The sequence below is a fragment of the Flavobacterium cheonhonense genome (assembly GCF_035671315.1).
In the GTDB taxonomy this organism is placed as follows: Bacteria; Bacteroidota; Bacteroidia; order Flavobacteriales; family Flavobacteriaceae; genus Flavobacterium; species Flavobacterium cheonhonense.
Map to the genome: position 1 here is coordinate 1,220,900 of NZ_JAXAVY010000001.1, position 18,180 is coordinate 1,239,079.

At 39.4% G+C, this 18,180-nt stretch carries 14 protein-coding genes; 6 read left to right on the forward strand and 8 right to left on the reverse strand.

Annotated elements, in window-relative coordinates:
- Positions 1 to 3: 3 nt before the first annotated feature.
- Both SK086_RS05320 and SK086_RS05325 read left to right on the forward strand, forming a co-directional pair.
- Positions 4 to 915: a DUF2279 domain-containing protein gene (locus tag SK086_RS05320; RefSeq protein ID WP_290875826.1), complete on the forward strand. Its 912-nt coding sequence runs from the start codon at positions 4 to 6 to the stop codon at positions 913 to 915.
- Between the two features lie 97 nt (positions 916 to 1,012).
- Entirely contained in the window at positions 1,013 to 1,648 is a 636-nt protein-coding gene (locus SK086_RS05325; protein ID WP_290875824.1) for a peptidoglycan-binding protein LysM, read from the forward strand.
- 1 nt (position 1,649) lies between these two features.
- Here the strand turns inward: SK086_RS05325 and SK086_RS05330 are convergent, their stop codons facing one another.
- The 3 genes from SK086_RS05330 to dnaA are packed head-to-tail and all read right to left on the reverse strand — an operon-like array spanning position 1,650 to position 4,341.
- Positions 1,650 to 2,372, reverse strand: a complete 723-nt coding sequence (locus SK086_RS05330) for an SAM-dependent methyltransferase (RefSeq protein WP_324690299.1) — start codon at positions 2,370 to 2,372, stop codon at positions 1,650 to 1,652.
- A gap of 37 nt (positions 2,373 to 2,409) precedes the next feature.
- Entirely contained in the window at positions 2,410 to 2,877 is a 468-nt protein-coding gene (locus SK086_RS05335; protein WP_290875820.1) for a low molecular weight protein-tyrosine-phosphatase, read from the reverse strand.
- 36 nt (positions 2,878 to 2,913) lie between these two features.
- A complete protein-coding gene (gene dnaA, locus SK086_RS05340) occupies positions 2,914 to 4,341 on the reverse strand; it encodes a chromosomal replication initiator protein DnaA (protein ID WP_324690301.1) in 1,428 nt (475 codons plus the stop codon).
- A 186-nt stretch (positions 4,342 to 4,527) separates the two neighbouring features.
- Between dnaA and SK086_RS05345 the strand changes: the two genes are divergently transcribed.
- A complete protein-coding gene (locus tag SK086_RS05345) occupies positions 4,528 to 4,926 on the forward strand; it encodes an acyl-CoA thioesterase (RefSeq protein ID WP_290877352.1) in 399 nt (132 codons plus the stop codon).
- On the opposite strand, the gene SK086_RS05350 is transcribed toward SK086_RS05345, so the two are convergent.
- Genes SK086_RS05350 through ribD form a run of 3 tightly spaced genes read right to left on the reverse strand, consistent with a single transcriptional unit; the run spans position 4,923 to position 7,200 of the window.
- Positions 4,923 to 5,525 (reverse strand): IMPACT family protein, encoded by a 603-nt coding sequence (locus SK086_RS05350; RefSeq protein WP_324690304.1) that lies wholly within the window; start codon positions 5,523 to 5,525, stop codon positions 4,923 to 4,925. The two genes, SK086_RS05345 and SK086_RS05350, sit on opposite strands and share 4 nt — an antisense overlap.
- 33 nt (positions 5,526 to 5,558) lie before the next feature.
- Positions 5,559 to 6,167, reverse strand: a complete 609-nt coding sequence (locus tag SK086_RS05355; RefSeq protein WP_324690306.1) for an HAD family hydrolase — start codon at positions 6,165 to 6,167, stop codon at positions 5,559 to 5,561.
- Positions 6,160 to 7,200 (reverse strand): bifunctional diaminohydroxyphosphoribosylaminopyrimidine deaminase/5-amino-6-(5-phosphoribosylamino)uracil reductase RibD, encoded by a 1,041-nt coding sequence (ribD, locus tag SK086_RS05360; protein WP_324690445.1) that lies wholly within the window; start codon positions 7,198 to 7,200, stop codon positions 6,160 to 6,162. The genes SK086_RS05355 and ribD overlap by 8 nt, the downstream gene beginning before the upstream one ends.
- A 28-nt stretch (positions 7,201 to 7,228) precedes the next feature.
- Between ribD and SK086_RS05365 the strand changes: the two genes are divergently transcribed.
- Together SK086_RS05365 and prmC are read left to right on the forward strand one after the other, a co-directional pair.
- Entirely contained in the window at positions 7,229 to 7,726 is a 498-nt protein-coding gene (locus tag SK086_RS05365; protein ID WP_290877343.1) for a GNAT family N-acetyltransferase, read from the forward strand.
- A 13-nt stretch (positions 7,727 to 7,739) separates the two neighbouring features.
- Positions 7,740 to 8,597 carry a peptide chain release factor N(5)-glutamine methyltransferase gene (gene prmC / locus SK086_RS05370; RefSeq protein ID WP_324690307.1) on the forward strand — a complete coding sequence of 286 codons (858 nt, stop codon included), beginning with the start codon at positions 7,740 to 7,742 and terminating at the stop codon, positions 8,595 to 8,597.
- A 1-nt stretch (position 8,598) separates the two neighbouring features.
- On the opposite strand, the gene SK086_RS05375 is transcribed toward prmC, so the two are convergent.
- A complete protein-coding gene (locus tag SK086_RS05375) occupies positions 8,599 to 9,843 on the reverse strand; it encodes an ABC transporter permease (protein ID WP_324690308.1) in 1,245 nt (414 codons plus the stop codon).
- 157 nt (positions 9,844 to 10,000) lie between these two features.
- Between SK086_RS05375 and hisS the strand changes: the two genes are divergently transcribed.
- Complete coding sequence (hisS, locus tag SK086_RS05380; protein ID WP_324690309.1) at positions 10,001 to 11,359, forward strand: histidine--tRNA ligase; 1,359 nt, start codon at positions 10,001 to 10,003, stop codon at positions 11,357 to 11,359.
- Between the two features lie 90 nt (positions 11,360 to 11,449).
- On the opposite strand, the gene SK086_RS05385 is transcribed toward hisS, so the two are convergent.
- Positions 11,450 to 18,163 carry a choice-of-anchor D domain-containing protein gene (locus tag SK086_RS05385; RefSeq protein WP_324690311.1) on the reverse strand — a complete coding sequence of 2,238 codons (6,714 nt, stop codon included), beginning with the start codon at positions 18,161 to 18,163 and terminating at the stop codon, positions 11,450 to 11,452.
- Positions 18,164 to 18,180: the final 17 nt, after the last annotated feature.

The following is an 18,180-nucleotide window of genomic DNA, read 5'->3' on the forward strand; positions in this document are numbered from 1 at the left end:
TTTTTGAAACACAAGGTTTACATACTGTGTTGGCTTTGTTGCACTTCCTTTCTTTGGGGACAAAAAGGATTGAATGCTTTTTTGAAGCCGTCGGATACGTTACACAAAAGCCGACTAAAAACTCTGGTAATTTCTGAGGTTTCTTTAGGAACGGCTGCCTTAGTGGGCTTGAACCAAGTATGGTATGCCGATTATCCGAAGTCCGACTTTCATTTTATCAATGACAATGCCGAATGGCTGCAAATGGACAAAGCCGGTCATGTGTTTTCGGCTTATCATTTGGGAAGTTTTGGTGCCAATGCCATGAAATGGACCGGCGCCAATCAAAAAAGTCAGTTGCTTTACGGGGCGACTTTAGGCTTGGCTTTTTTGACTACTGTTGAGGTTTTCGATGGCTATTCGGCCAATTGGGGTGCTTCTTTGGGCGATGTGGTAGCCAATGTTTCCGGCACCGCTTTGTATGTTTCCCAAGAATTACTTTGGAAAGAACAGCGCATTGTACCTAAGTTTTCTTTTCATACTACACCTTATGCCGCTGCTCGGCCGGAAGTTTTGGGGAGTTCGATTCAAGAGCAAATTTTAAAAGATTACAATGGTCAGACCTATTGGTTGTCTTTTAATATGCATTCTTTTGTGCCTAAAAGCAAAATGCCAAAATGGTTGAATGTAGCCGTTGGTTACGGTGCAGAAGGGATGATTACCGGTAATGATGCTTTTGTCAATACTATTTTCCTTCCCGATAATCAAAGATACCGTCAGTTTTACCTCAGTTTCGACGTTGATTTGACCAAAATCGAAACCAAATCGCATTTCCTTAAGACTATTTTAACAATTTGCAACACGATTAAGATTCCCGCTCCAACGTTTGAAATCAAGGGTTCAGGAGGGACGAAATGGCATTTGGTCTACTTTTAGAGTAGTTTAACTTATTGATAGTCAATTTTATAAAATTAGTTGTATATTTGCCCCCGGTAATTTCATGTCGGTGACAGCGCTTGAGAAATAACAATTAATGATCAAAAAAGGAATTTTTTACTCAACTATCCTACTAACAGTAGCTTTTATAAGCTCAGGTTTTAAACCTTACAACTCCCAAATCAATGCTCGTTTCGGTTTTGATAAAAATGAAGAACTGCAATACGTTTTTCCTTCTCAAAACAACATAGATTATGTCAATCTAAAAGTGCCGTATACCGGAAGGTATTTTATTGGCTACAAGGAAGCCATTGCGCACAAAGAATCTCAAGGAAAATACAGAAGAATTAATACGCTTGGTTATTTAGGGAAATACCAATTTGGTGTTGGTACCCTAAAGTCTATTGGTATTCACGATAGTTTAGGTTTTTTGAATAATCCGAAACTTCAAGAAAAGGCCTTTGTGACCTTGCTTTCCAAAAACAAATACGAGCTAAGACATTATATCCAATACTTTGAAGGTAAAGTAGTAGACGGTGTTAAAATTACAGAATCCGGAATTTTGGCAGCAGCACATCTAGGCGGTACCGGTTCGGTGAAACGTTTTTTGAATTCCAATGGAGAACGTAAGATGAAAGACGATTACGGTACTTCGGTCAGAACTTACATTAGAGACTTTGGCGGATTTGATACCAAAGCCATACAACCCGTAAAAAACGCCAAGATAAATTAAATTACATCTTGTGAATGATAAAAATGGTCGGTCTGTTATGCAGGTCGACCTTTGTTTTTTTCCAATCGGTCACGCGCAAAGTTTTGATATATTCAGTCGGCAAGGTGATATCTGCCGCAATACACAAATGGGTGTTGGGTTGCAAAGCCGAAAGAATATCTTCTAGAAGTTTGTTGTTGCGATAGGGTGTTTCAATAAAAATTTGCGACTGATTTTTGTCGCTCGACATTTTTTCAAAGTTTTTGAGTGCCGATTTTTTATCGCTTTTGTCAATAGGTAAATAGCCGTTAAAAGCAAAACTTTGTCCATTCATACCGGAAGCCATCATGGCTAGTAGGATGGATGAAGGACCAACTAAAGGCACAACCTGAATGCCTTTTTCGTGTGCTATTTTCACTATCACAGCGCCCGGATCAGCTACGCCGGGACAGCCTGCTTCGCTCATCAAACCTACATTGATACCTTCTAAACAAGGCTTAATCATGGCATTGTGCTCTGAAACTTCTGTGTGTTTGTTAAGCAGGGAAATTTTCAGTTCGGCTTGTACTTTTTGCGCATTCACTGCTTTGATAAAGCGTCTGGCTGTTTTTTCGTTTTCTACAATGTAATGGTCAATAAAGTCAATCGCTCTTTTTACGGTTTGGGGCAGTACATCCATAGGATCGCTTTCGCCCAAAGTGGTTGGAATTAAATATAACTTTCCTTTTGGGTTGTCCGTTTTCATGAGTATACAAGGCTTTATTTAGAGAAGATGACTTTCGTTAAGAGTGTTTTTCTTGTAGCTTTTGGGCTAAAATGGTGCAAGTTTCATCGAGCATTTCATAAACCATATCGAAGCCGTTTTGCAATCCGTAATAAGGATCAGGGACATCTACATTTTCGCCGGGGAAAAGATGGTTGAGTATCATATCAACTTTGGCTTTGTGGGCTTCGCTTTTTGCCAATTCAATCACATTGTCGTAGTTGGAACTGTCCATAACGTATATATAATCGAATTCGTCAAAGTCTTTCGACGAGAATTGTCTTGCTTTTTGGTGCGTAATGTCTAAACCGTTTTTTTGTGCGACTAAAATCGACCGTTGGTCCGGTTGTCTGCCTGTGTGATAGTTCCCTGTTCCGGCAGAGTCGACGATGAATTTGTCCTGAGGTAATTTAGACGCGAGTATGCCTTCTGCCAAAGGTGATCGGCAGATATTACCCAAGCATACCATTAAAATCTTAACGGGCATATTGTTTATTGTAAGTTGTAATTCGGCTGAACCGTATTACAGCGATAATTTTTTATGAATGTCTTCTACGAATTTCTTGAATTGTTTGTCGGTAGCGACTAAGTTGTCCACTGTTTTACAAGCGTGTAATACCGTGGCGTGATCGCGATCGCCAATTTGTGAACCGATGTTAGCCAAAGACGATTTGGTGAATTTCTTAGCAAAGAACATCGCCAATTGACGGGCTTGTACTACGTGACGTTTTCTGGTTTTGGATTGTAAAGTATCTACGTCCAGTTGGAAATAATCAGAAACTACTTTTTGGATATAGTCAATGGAAATTTCGCGTTTTACGTTTTTCACGAATTTTTCTACCACGCTTTTGGCCAAATCCAAAGTCACTTCTTTTTTATTGAAAGAAGACTGAGCTATCAACGAAATGATGGCGCCTTCCAACTCGCGAACATTAGATTTGATGTTGCGGGCCACATATTCCACAATTTCTTCCGGCATGTCTACGCCATCGCGGTATAAAATGTTTTTCAAGATAGAAATACGGGTCTCGTAATCCGGTTGGTGCAATTCGGCAGACAATCCCCACTTGAAACGTGACAACAAACGTTGTTCGATGTCTTGCATGTCAACCGGTGCTTTGTCGGAGGTAAGGATGACCTGTTTGCCGTTTTGGTGTAGGTAATTAAAGATGTGGAAGAAAACATCCTGCGTTCCTGATTTTCCGGATAGGAATTGAACGTCATCAATAATTAGTACATCAATTAATTGGTAAAAATGGATGAAATCGTTTCGGTTGTTTTTCTTAACTGAATCGATGTATTGTTGGGTGAACACTTCAGCAGAAATGTATAACACCGTTTTTTCGGGATATTTGTCTTTAATTTCAACCCCTATCGCGTGTGCTAAGTGCGTTTTTCCCAAACCAACACCGCCGAATATTAACAACGGATTGAAAGAGGTTCCGCCCGGTTTGTTGGCTACGGCCATACCGGCAGAGCGCGCTAAACGGTTGGAATCACCTTCTAAAAAATTATCGAAACTGTAGTTTGGATTGAGTTGCGACTCGATTTTTAAGTTTCTGATGCCTGGAATTACGAAAGGGTTTTTCAGTTCCGGATTCAGGTTTTTGAACGGAGCGTCAACATCTTGCGATTTTATAGGACTGCGGTGCGCACTTGGCAATTGTTCCGTAAACGGTTGTTTGTTGCCATAAGTGTTTTCCATTTTGATTTTATAGAGTAACTTTGCGTTTTTCCCGAGTTCTTTGGTTAACGCTACTTTCAATAATTTTACGTAATGCTCTTCGAGCCATTCATAAAAGAATTTGCTGGGTACTTGTATGTACAAAGCATTATCAGTAAGTTCCACTGACTTAATCGGCTCGAACCAAGTTTTGAAAGCTTGTTCCTGAATGTTGTCTTTTATGAACTCAAGACAGTTTTCCCATACCGATTGCGCAGTTTTGCTCATATTTTGGATAAAATTATTGTAATTATTGTTAGGTTTTTCAACAAAAAATGATAGCGATTATCATCTTAATTTTGGGATAACAAATATGTGAATAAAATTCGTTAAAAAAAATTTATGCGGTATTGATTTTTTAAAAATATTGTTGTAAAGAGAATTTTGAAAATAGATTAAAAGCAAAAAAAACAGATGAAAGAACATCAAATTCAAGTTAGGGTTCGTTATTCCGAAACCGATCAAATGAGTGTAGTTTACCATGGGAATTATGTGCCCTATTTTGAGATGGGACGCGTGGAATGGCTTAGAAATAAAGGGATTTCATATAAATCACTGGAAGAAAGCGGGATTGCACTGCCCATAGTATCCATGACGATAAATTACAAAAAGCCAGCGCGTTATGACGACTTACTTACAGTGATAACCAAGTTTAAAAGTCAATCTTCAGTGAAGATAGAATTTGATTGCGAAATTCGCAATGAAAACGATGAGTTATTAACAACTGCACATTTCATATTGGTTTTTGTGGATGTAAAATTGGGAAAAGCTATTCCGCCGCCGCAATATATTTTGGATGTGATGAACAGTTAAATTTTTTCAATCTCTATTTCAAACAAATGATTAAAAATGTCGAAGATTTTTTCGGCATTTTTTTTTCGGGTAGCGAGGTCAATTTCGCAACTTTCATTCATTTTTTGCGCCACAATCTCTAAATTATTCTCTTTAATGATGCGCATCACTTTGTTCATGTTTTTGTAATCGAAAGATACCTTATAATAGATGTCGATTGTTTTTTCGACGATTTCTGCTTCTTGCAATACCATTTGTGCGGCTGTTCTGTAGGCTGAAATTAAGCCGCCAACACCTAATTTTACACCACCGAAAAACCGAACTACAACGACCACCACATTGGTTAGTCCGAATGATTGAATTTGGCCGTAAATGGGCATGCCTGCAGAATTGCTGGGCTCACCGTCGTCATTAGCTCTGTAATATATCGTATCTGTACCCAATTGAAAAGCATAACAAAAATGCACTGCGCCATGGTGTTGCTTGCGCAACTGTTCTAAGTGTATTTTGATTTCCTCCTCGGAAGTAACCGGAAAGGCGTAACCGTAAAACTTACTGTTTTTTTCTTTGTACAGTATTTCCGGCGCCGGCTCTGCTAAGGTTTGGTAGGTATCTTTCAATGAAACGGAACTTGGAATGGGTAACAGAGAATGTTAAAACGGCAGGTGTTTTTGTTCGAATAGGTTCACAACATCATCCACACCGGGTTGTAGGTTCCAAACATGTAATCCCAAACTTTCGGCTATGTCGGTGTTGTCTTTTTTGTCGTCTATGAAAAGCGTTCTTTTAGGTGACAAATCGTGTTTGTTGAGTATGGTAGTGAAAATTTCCGGTTCGGGTTTTCGCATGCCCATTTCATAGGAGTAATACACTTTTTCAAAGCAACGGTAAAAATCGGTGTAAAAGGACATCCCAACTTTATGTTCAAAACGACTGATGTGAATAGAATCGGTATTCGTTAACAAAAACAAACGGTATTTGTTGGACAGCATTTGCAAGAACTCCAAACGGTGCAATGGAAAATCGCCTATGAGTGAATTCCATGCCTGAATGATTTCTTGTATTGAGGCGTTCGGAATGAATTTTTGAAAACTTTCTATGAACTCGAGTTCGGTGATTTTGCCTTTTTCAAACAAATCGTTTTGAGCCAATAACGTTTCGTTCGGACCATCTAATCCTAATTTTTTGAACTCTTCTATGGATTTTTCTTTTTCTAAATCGATGAAAACATCGCCAAAATCAAAAATAATAGTGTTAATCATGGTTCAAATTTATAGTTAGTTGGTCGGTTTTAATTTTTGTGGTTTTTCCGATGCGATTCAGTTGCGGTGCCGTAATACCTTTTTCTAAGATTGTATCACTCACAAAAACCCTGGCTTCATCCCAAAGACGGTCATCAATAAACGTTTGCAGTGTTTGTTTTCCGCCTTCAATGATGATGGATTGTAATCCCAATCGGTAAACCACATCAACTATTTTTTGCGATAGTTGATTATCAAATGTAATAATTTCTGCTCTAACATTTTCGCTTTCAATTAATTTTTCTTGTTCGGTAATCACCACAGTTTTAGTTTTTCCGTCGTTTACAAAGTAGTTTGAGTCGATTTTTCCTTGTCGGTCTAAAACGATTCGCGTAGGATTTTTTCCGGTCCAATCGCGTACATCCAGTTTGGGGTTATCGTCTAAAACCGTTTGTGTACCCACTAAAATAGCTTGTTCTTCCGCCCGCCATTGGTGGACTAATTGTCGTGAATATTCGTTGGAAATCCATATCGGTGCTTTGGTGTCTTTTGATAACGGAGCTATAAAGCCATCACGACTTTCCGCCCATTTTAATATAATATAAGGTCTTTTTTTATTGTGAAAGGTGAAAAAGCGTTTGTTTAACTCAAGGCATTCTTTTTCCAAAACACCAACGGTAACTTCACAGCCATTGTCTCTTAACCTTTGGATGCCGGATCCGGCTACTTTACTGAAAGGGTCAATGGTGCCTACCACGACTTTCGGAATTTTGTGTGCAATGATTAAGTCGCAACAAGGCGGCGTTTTGCCAAAGTGACTGCAAGGTTCTAACGAAACATAAATGGTAGATTCTTTTAGCAGCGATTGGTCTTTTACCGAATTTATAGCGTGTACTTCTGCATGAGGTTCGCCTGCTTTTCGATGCCAGCCTTCGCCTATGATTTTATCATTGTGAACAATAACACTGCCTACCAACGGATTAGGATAAGTACTGCCCAAACCATTTTTGGCCAATTGAATACAGCGCGACAGGTATTTTTCATGTATCTTCACCACACAAAAATAAGACATTACTTTTAGAATGAGTCACATTATAATTCGTGAAATCCAAAAGGAAGACAATCCGAAAATTGCTGCCGTTATACGGGAAGTCTTTACGGTAGATAACTATCCTAAAACGGGTACCGCTTTTGCCGATGTTCAACTCGATTTTATGTTTGAAACTTATGATCAACCGCGGGCTGTTTATTTTGTAGTTGAAAACGAGGGCAAAATAATTGGCGGTGGTGGAATTAGTCAGTTGGAGAATTCAACCGAGAATATTTGCGAATTGCAAAAGATGTATTTCTTGCCCGAAGCCCGAGGGAAAGGTTTGGGTTTTCAAATGATTCAACTTTGTTTGGCTCAAGCAGCGACATTCGGCTATGAAAAATGTTATCTTGAAACCTTACCCGAAATGAAAGCTGCCCAATATTTGTATCAAAAATCTGGTTTTGAATACCTTTGCGAACCTTTGGGCAATACCGGTCATTCTACTTGTCCGGTTTGGATGATTAAAACATTAGATCCCAAAAAATAAATTCGATATCCCCATGTTGCTTAAAAACTATAAGGCCACTTTTCTTAATGAACTTTCTTCTTGGTATGACGAAAAGGAGATTGAAAGTTTTTTTTACTTGATTTTGGAAAGCTTCCATCGCAAAAAGCGAATCGATTTGGCTTTGGAACCTGAGATGGAAATGGATGCTTTACAGTTTTTGCGCTGGGAAAGTGCTTTAGCGGAACTGAAAAAGCAAAAACCGATTCAATATATTTTAGGCGAAACGGAATTTTACGGCTTGCCGTTTTTAGTCAATGAGAATGTTTTGATTCCGAGACCGGAAACGGAAGAGTTAGTTGCGTTGATTCTTGCAGAGGAAAAAGGGAAAATGGAAGAGGGGAAAGCTCGTATTCTTGATATAGGAACCGGCAGTGGTTGTATTCCGATTGCGTTGAAGAAAAATTTACCCGAAGCGGAGGTTTACGCTATTGATATTTCCGAAAAGGCATTGGCTACGGCTATGAAGAATGCGGAGTTGAATCAGGTTGCCGTTCATTTTAGATTGCAAGATGTTTTAGCGACAGAAGAATTAGAGTCATCTTTTGACATCATAGTGTCCAATCCGCCGTATGTTAGGCATTTGGAAAAAATCGAAATCCAACCGAATGTGTTGGAGTATGAACCGCATTTAGCACTTTTTGTAGCAGATAACGATGCCTTGCTATTTTACCGAAAAATTGCGGCTTTAGCACAAAAACATTTAATGTCAAACGGAAAGTTATACTTCGAAATCAATCAATATCTCGGCAAAGAAACAGTTGCTTTGGTAGAAAGTTTTGGGTTTGCTGCAGTGCAATTGCACCAAGATATTTATGGGAACGACCGAATGATTTCGGCAACGAAAGTCTAACTTATTCGTAACGCAACGCTTCTATAGGGTCAAGTTTAGAAGCCTTAATGGCAGGATACAAACCGGAAACCAAGGCTACAATAAAACTCGTAATAAAGGCAGCTATAATTGCCCCCCAAGGAATGACAAAATCCCAGCCGGCTGCCAAACAAATGATAAAACCAATTAGGATTCCTAAGATAATCCCGAAAAAGCCGCCCATTTGTCCGATGGTTAAAGTTTCGATGAAAAACTGAAAGGCGATAGTGCTTTTCTTAGCGCCCAAAGCTTTGCGAACACCAATCTCACGAGTTCTTTCGGTAACCGAAACCACCATAATATTCATCAAGGCGATGGAAGAACCTAAAATGGTAATAATCCCCATAATCCAAGCCGACCACGATAAAAAACCGGTTAACTCTCCAATGCGATTGATCAAATCGTCGCTGCGGGAAATTCCGAAATTGTTTTCTTCCACAGGATTTAATTTGCGAATTTTTCGCATGGTAATAATAGCGTTGTCGATAGATTCATCGAGCAATTCTTTCTTAGATACCATGGTGCTCAAAGAGTAGTTGATGTTAGGCGCCGAAAACATAGATCGCGCCACTTGAATCGGAATCATCACACGCAAATCTTGACTGTTCCCAAAAGTGGAACCTTTTTCTTTGAGAACACCGATGACTTTAAACTTGGCGCCACGCACGGAGATTATTTTATCAATAGGGTTAGTGTCTTTCAGCAAACCTTTGGTCGCAAAGTCGGAGCCAACAACACACGAATATACATTGTTGGAAATGTCAAAAGAGTTAAAATTTCGACCCTGGGTTACTTCTAATCCTGAATTGGTTAAATAGAATTCGTCGATACCTAAAACGGAAATTTCCGGATCGGTTTTTTTGTTTTCAAATTTTACTTCGGCGTTGGAAGTCGCAATAAAGGATAAGGAAGTTTGGGTAAAAGGGGTATTAAATTTTTCTTTGAAAGCTCTGGCTTCCGGATAACTGATGATGGGATTTATTTTTTCGATTTCTTCATTACCACGGCGTCTACCGGTAGATTCGTATTGGTTGATATTGAAAGTATTCGAACCCATAGAGGCAAAACTCGAGTTGAGGTTGTATTCGATGGCGGTGACTACGGTTAAAATGCCCACCAAAGCTGTGATTCCGATGGCAATAATGATTACCGTTAATATGGTACGAAGCAATTGGGCTCTGATTGAACCCATGGCTATTTTGACGTTTTCTCTGAATAATCCAATCATAACGGTTATTTGACACGAAAATACAGCTTTTGTTACAAGAATATTACAACACGGGTGGAAATAGTTTTAAAAAATAAGATATTTGCAAATGAATTTTAAATATCAAATATCAGATATGAAATATTTAAAATCTAATATTTAAAAATCTAATATCAAAATGGCACAAAAACCAAGTATTCCCAAAGGCACGAGAGATTTTTCACCTGTTGAAGTGTCGAAACGCAATTATATCATTTCGATTATGCGTCGTCATTTTGAACAATTTGGGTACCAACCGATAGAGACGCCTTCGTTTGAAAACTCTGAAACACTAATGGGGAAATATGGGGAAGAAGGAGATAGGCTGATTTTCAAAATATTGAATTCCGGGGATTATTTGGATAAAGTTCCGGTGGAAGAATTACAAAACATCAACTATAAAAAACTTACGGGAAAAATTTCCGAAAAAGCCTTGCGTTACGATTTAACTGTGCCTTTTGCGCGTTATGTAGTGCAACACCAAAACGAGATTGAGTTTCCGTTTAAGCGCTACCAAATCCAACCGGTTTGGCGTGCTGACCGTCCCCAAAAAGGACGTTTCAGAGAGTTTTACCAATGCGATGCCGATGTGGTAGGTTCTACTTCGTTGTGGCAGGAAGTCGAGTTGGTGCAATTGTACGATTCGGTTTTTACGGCTTTGGGATTAGCAGGCGTGACGATAAAAATTAACAATCGCAAAATTTTATCCGGAATTGCTGAGGTTATCGGCGCTTCGGATAAATTGATTGATTTTACGGTGGCTTTGGATAAGCTCGACAAAATAGGAGAGGAAGGCGTTAAAAAAGAAATGTTGGAGAAAGGTATTTCGGAGGACGCTTTGGTAAAAGTGCAGCCGTTATTCAGTTTTTCCGGTAGCATAGCGGATAAATTAGAAAAATTGTCACAGTTGTTAGCCACATCTGAAGAAGGCAAAAAGGGTATTGAAGAACTGCGTTTTATTTGTGAAAACGTCACTCGATTAGGATTGCAAAAAGCCCAATTGGATTTGGATGTGACTTTAGCGCGAGGATTGAATTATTATACCGGAGCCATTTTTGAAGTTTCCGCTCCCGAAGGCGTCGCTATGGGTTCCATTGGCGGTGGCGGTCGATACGATGATTTGACCGGCATTTTCGGATTGAAAAATATGAGTGGTGTTGGGATTTCTTTTGGTTTAGATCGTATTTATTTGGTGTTGGAAGAGTTGAATTTGTTTCCACCCACGGTTACTACGTCGACGCAGGTGTTGTTTCTGAATTTTGGCGAAAGTCAGGCTTTTGAAGCGATGAAAGCAGTAACAAACTTAAGAGCCAAAGGCGTTAAAGCAGAGGTTTATCCGGATGCGGCCAAGATTGACAAGCAGTTCAAACACGCTGAACGTCGTATGATTCCATTTGTAGTTAAAGAAATCAAAGGCGATTTATTTACTTTGAAGGATTTGCAAACCGGCGAACAATCGGAAACCGATGTAGCGGGTATTTTAGCGAAATTAGCTTAAGGGTAAGTAAGAGTAACATAGCTTTACAGTAGGGTTAAAATAAAAACTCTCCGTTCCGGACGGAGAGTTTTTTTTGTCAAAATCAAACGGTTATTTAGTCAATATCTTTTTGCTGATATCACCTTTGTCTGTGGCGATTTTTACAATATAAGTTCCTGTACTTACATTATTAACCGGTAAGTGCATTTCAGTTTCGGATTGGTTTTCTAATGACCAGTCGGCAACTTTTTGTCCCAATAAGTTATACAATTCCACTGATTTGATAGTAGCTTCCATCAATTCGTTTTTGATGTGGATGGTGTTGTCAGTTTGTGTGTGTGCTACTGAGATACTATTTTGCATTTCGTTGTCGTTGGTTCCCAAAGAACCGGTAGTTGAGAATCTCAAGAAGAATCTGTTTTCTATGGTTCCGGCCGGTAAGTTAATTTCAAACGGCTGCGACTTGATGCTGTGATAAATACCGGTAGTGTTGTCGAAGATATATACTTCTTGGTCTTCCGCTAAGTTTTCTTTGGCATCCAAGTTGAATTTTACATTACCCGCGGTAGCATTTTTAATTCCTAACGGATAGCTGTTATTGGCATTAAAGTAACTGTCCCCAATGATATTTTGTTTTACAGTTCCTTGTTGGAAATACATATCGCTGGCCAAAGTTTCGGTACTCAAAGCATCATAACCGTTATCGAATCCGCTGGTAGCATATTGGTTCATAAATCCTAGTAATAGTTGTCGGTGGTAATTGTTAGCCGACACATAGCCTAATCTCAATTTAGTGAATTGTTCAGTTTCAAATGAGTCTTCAGCATTGATAGCGGTTTGTGTTGTAGCCATCATGCCACCATTTCTAAACAAGTATTGAGATTGTCCGTTATCTTCTTTGATGAAAATACGTTGGCTGTTGTTAAAGGTAATTGTACCGCCTGTTGTGTTTCCGTTTACAAAGAATCCTTGTCCTACGGGGATGAATCTTTTGGCCGATCTGTTACTCATTCCTAATCCGCTGATTCCTGCCGGAGCTACCGGAGGCGTTCCACCCACTTTGGTATAAGTAGCATAACCACCTTGGTATTGAATAGTGTTGTGAGACGTATTGGTGTTGTAGTGTTCCCAGAACAATAATGTGCCTGAAATAGAACCGATGTTGTCATCGATAAATTTATCAGCGTCAATAGCCGATGGATAAGGGTTACCACACAAATTCAAATTATTAGCCGCAACTGTTGAAGTAATGGTTCCGTTGTTTGGTTTACCTACAAAAGTGTAGTTTTGTTTCGGTGTAGAAGCATTAGAACCTTTTAAAGTAAATCCTTGTCCTGCTAATAAAGTCCCGTTTTGTCCAACGCTGGTCCAGTTAGCATAACTGTTGGTTAGGTTTTGGAATTTAAAAATCCAGTAGCTGCTCAAAGTTATCGGGCTGGAGGCAACACTATTTACGCCGGTTGTCCATTGTATGTTCTGCGGTGTTGCGGTTGTTCCGTCTTTCATAACACCGGCTACTGTATAACCGTGGTTTACTGTAGTGTTGTTGATGGAACTTACCGGTGAAGCCCAGTAATTGTAATTAAATTTATTAGATTGTCCGGTTTGATCTCTTTCGATAAATCCTGTGCTGGTTACGTCTAGTTCGCTGTCTACAGTTTGCACCAATTGTGATTTGCCGCTTAAGTCGATTTTACCATCTAATTTCAAATACCATTTATTCTCTAACTTATTGTCGTTATTCATATCGATAGTTACATCAGAGCTAACAAACATACCCGTTGTAGATACATTAGAAGGTTCAGTAATGTTGTGATTTACTCTTACTATAGCATAATCATATTCTGTTAAATCCAATCCTCTGATGTCATTTGCAGTATCGTTAACAGCCGTTGCAAAACTACCGGTAGTTCTGGTTACAAAAGGCATAGGAGCTTGTTGTGCATAAATGTTTTTGTGGTTGTACATTTTCATTCCGGTTCCGGTATCGAACCCAGGAGTTACTAAATCATCTACAATGTCATCTTTGTAGGTGTCCATTCTGTAGTAACGAATTAAGTTAGCATATGGTAACGATTGGATGTCTCTAGGGATTACAGTACCGCGAACTTGAGCACCATTGTTTTCAATTTCTTGGTAGACCATTCTCTGCACTTGAGTATCCGTTAAAGCTACATTGAATAAGCGAACTTCATCAATTTTTCCGTTAAAGAATTTGTTTGAAGCAGATGGATTTTTACCCAAAGTAAAGTTGGTTGCATCGGCTTCAATACCACCTGAAACAGCCTTAGTTTTAATCATTGTTCCGTTTAAGTACAATTTTAATTCGCCATTGCCCATAACTGCAGCTACGTGGTACCATTGTGCTGTATTTAGTGCGTCAGTACTCGTTACAGAGGTATTGTTAACCACAGCTTCTACTTTTCTGTTGCTGTTCACTTTGATTTGGAATTTGTCCTGACCTACTACAACGCCTTCATTAGTGTAACCGTTTCTTAAATCAATCCAAGCCATTAAGGTAGCATTGGTTAATCCACCAACTACCGGAGTGCTTTCTGCATAATCGTTTCTTCCGTCAAAATCCAATAACAATTTTTTGTTCAAGTTTCTTGGCGAGCCTTTTACAGCCGGATTAGTATCGAAAGCGTCTAAGATTCCGTCACGGTCAACATCCGCAGTTCCGTCCACTTTTCCGTCATTATTAGTGTCGATATTGTCGTATAAAGAAGTTGTAATATCGAAAATACCATCGTTATTAGCGTCTAATTCTAAGAAGTCGGCTATTCCGTCTCCGTCAGTATCTTGTGCGTAGCTTTTGGCCACAACCCCAAAGGCGGAAGTGTTGTCGTATAAATCCAAGATTCCATCTTTATCGGTATCAATTCCATCTCCTTTACCGTCGTCGTTGATGTCACCGTCGCCATTTAAAATACCACCTTCATTTACGTCAAAGAATGAATCGTTATCGCTATCAAAATCTAAATAGTTTCTCAATCCGTCACCGTCAGAGTCAGGTACATTGTAAGTTCCTGCAGTAATCATACTGGCGATGTAATCGTTCATTCCGTTGCTGTTAGTGTCAGTCCACAATGAAGGGTTACTTTTGTCGAAAGTAGCTGTATTGTTGCTGTACTGTTTGAAACCGGCTTCTTCGATATCCGGAATACCGTCATTGTCAGAATCTAAATCTTCAGTGTCGGGAATACCATCACCGTCTGAATCGATACAACCTTGGTTGATTACAATTTGAACGTCATCGATAAAGTTTCCTACTGAGGCGCTTCCTGAGCCGGTATAACCCGCTTGGAATGTAATTACGATTTGAGTTTGCCCTACTGGAATTGCATAAATTCCCGAATAAGTTCCCCAAGCTGTATTATCGTCAACCATCTCAACAATTGGAGTTGAAGCTAGAGCGTTAGCTAAAGTGCTACCCATTTTTACGAAAGCTTGATCCACGCCACCTCTTCCTCTGTGTTTGATTGACCAGTTGATGGTTCCTCCGGCACCGTTCAAACAAAACGTTTGGTATAATGTGCCCGGTACGTTTGCATTTAATTCGGCAAATTGGTTGCCACTAGCTGCCGGCACACCATTGAAGCCACTGCTCCAAATTTCGATAAAGTTTTCAGCACTGGTTTGCCAACCGTTAACACTACTGGTAGGTAAAATAGCATAACTTGATGCGGCAATTACAGGTGTTTCAAAACCTCCGTTTACGAATGGGTCACTCAAACAGGTTCCACATTCTATGATGTCGGTTATCCCATCGTTGTCATCGTCAATGTCAGTGCTGCTGTCCACTGAGTCGCCATCGTTGTCTTGTAAACCTCTACCTGAAATATTGAAACGATAGTTAGCTTCATCGGCATCGTTATTTGTTATAAATATTGTTCCCGTTCTTACTCCGTTGGTTATCGGGTTAAATTCTACTGAGAACGTCATAGTTCCACCGGCAGGAATTACTGTTGGTGTAAAGTTTATAATGTAATCAAAGGTATTGCTGCAAGTGATAGTTGAAATACTTAGAGGAAGTCCACCAATATTTTCAATTACGAAGTTATTGGTTGCTGAACCGCCATCAACTTGTACACTTCCAAAATCAGTATTTCTTGCAGTACTAATTATGGTGTGACCATTGACTAAACTAACACCGTTTCCTTTAACGTTGATTTCTCTGTCGGTTACGTTTGCTGAAACGGCAAAAGTATAATTGCTTTCGTCGGAGTCGTTACTAACAATAGAGATGGTAGCAGCTCTTGTTCCAGATGTAGTTGGGTTGAATACAATTGTGAGTGTAGCAGTACTACCCGGAGTTACAACACTTGGTGAAATACTAACTGCATACTCTGCTGAAGTAGAAGAAACAGATGAAATGTTTAGATTACTGGTTCCGGTATTTTGAACTACAAAAGTTCTTGTTGCGGAAGCACTCCCGAAATTGGTTCCTAAGGTATTAGAAATTGTTGTAGAGCCATTAGTTATATTACTTGGTCCGGAACCTCCTTGTACATTAATTTCTTGTTCTGTTCCAATTCCTCTTACAGCGAAGGTATAGGTGCCTTCATTACTATCGTTATTGTTGATAGTGATAATTGCATCACGAGTTCCTGCTGTAGATGGGTTAAAAGTTACACTAAGTGTAGTAGTAGATCCGCCGGCAACAGTGTTTGAAGCTACTGAAACTGTAAAGTCACTAGGGTTGTTGGATGTTACCGATGAAATGGTTAGGTTTAAGTTACCGGTATTTTCAATGACAAAATTATTAGTTAAGCTTCCTGTGTTAATATCTTGTGAACCGAAGTCGGTGAATCTTGCAGTGCTTATAACTGAAGTCCCTGTTGAAATTGTAGTGCCGTTGCCGCGTATGTTTATTTCTTTATCGGCAGGATTTCCGGATACTCTGAAGGTATAGTTGCTTTCGTCAGCATCATTATTTGCTATGGTTATGGTAGCTGTTCTTGTGCCGGAAGTTGTTGGATTGAAGTTTACGGTTAATGTGCCTGTACTTCCTGCTGCAATTGTTGTTGGCGATACAGATGCTGAAAAATCAGTCAGGTTAGAGCTCACAGAAGAAATGGTTAAAGCAGTTGAACCTGTGTTTTGTATAGTGTATGTTCTAACACCTGCTGAGTTTCCAAAATCGGTTCCGATGGTATTAGAAATAGTAGTTGAACCTGAGGGGATATCGGTTAGTGGGGAACCACCTTGAAGATTAATTTCTTTGTCAGTTGCATTACCTCTTACCGCAAATGTATAAGTGCTTTCGTTAGCATCATTATTTGAAATTGAAATAATCCCATTGCGCAAGCCTAAGGTATTTGGATCAAACACTACTGTCAATGTAGCTGTTCCGCCCGGAGCGATACTGGATGCTGATACTGTAGGAGTGAACTCACCACTGTTACTGTAAACAGACCAAATGGAAAGTGATAGCCCTCCTGTGTTTTCAATGACAAAAGTTTTAGTTACGGTTCCTGTTGCGATGTCTGTTGTTCCAAAGTCAGTATTGTTGGTAAGCGCAATCGCTGTGCTACCGGAAGCAATGTTATTTCCGTTACCTCTAACATTGATTTCTCTGTCTGATGCAGTTCCTGACACGTTAAATGAATATGTGCCTTCATCAGCATCATTGTTAGATAGTGAAATGGTTGCAGTTCTTGTTCCTGCTGCGGTTGGACTAAATACTACGGTTAATGTGCCTGAAGCACCCGGAGCAATTGTTGAAGGAGAGTAGGTTACTGTGTAATCTGTTAATGATGACCATGCTGACCACAATGATAAGTTGCTTGTACCGGTGTTTTGAATGGTGTAAGTTTTAGTACCTGGAGTACTGCCAAAATTAGTATCTATGCTGTTTGCTATTAAGGTTGAGCCATTAGGAATGTTTGTAAGTGGGCTTCCTCCTTGGAGATTAATTTCTTGCTCTGTTCCTATTCCACTAACGGCGAAGGTGTAGGTACCTTCATCGCTGTCACTATTAGAAATTGAAATCACCCCGTTTCTGGTTCCTGCATTTGTTGGATTGAACACCACAGTCAACGTAGCGCTACTGCCCGGTGCTATTGTTGATGAAGATGCAGAAGCCGAAAAGTCTCCGGAGTTTGTATAAACAGACCAAATAGATAAGTTAGCTGTTCCAGTATTTTGAATCGTAAAGGTTTTTGAAACAGTTCCACTGTTGATATCGGTTGATCCGAAATCAGTGTTGATAGCTGTTGAAATAGTTGTACTTCCTGTTAGGATATTAGTGCTGCTGGCTTGCAGATTGATTTCTGGATGGGCATATCCTCTTACTGTTACATTGTCTATGTAATAAAACTCACCACCGTCCACACCAACACAATATACGCGAAATTGTACGTTGTTATTGCCTGAAGGTACATTGAATACATAAGGATTTGCAGAAGCATCTGAAGTGCCATAAGAAAGCGTTTTATTACTGCTTCCATCCACTAGTTTTATGGCACTCTGATAATTGCTGCCATTGTCGTAAGAAAACTGGATGAATAAATCCTCATCATTGTCTACACCTAAAGATGCAAATGAGAGAGCAACTTCCACATTAGTGTAGCCTGTTAGGTTAATGTTCTCAAAAGTTGCATATTGATTGTTACCTCTTAGAGATAGCGATCTGCTTCCTGAAACCCCCGTTCCGGATGCAACAGTAACTAAAGTTGTACTTGTAGTTGTATAGGTCAGATTATCTGATGCTACACCTTCAAAGCTTTGACTTTTTATAGTTACCTGAGAAAATGCTGCTATAGAGCAAAAAAACAATAGTAAGTAACTTCCTTTTTCCAATACTTTTAATAATTTTTTCATAACTCTGGGCTTAATTA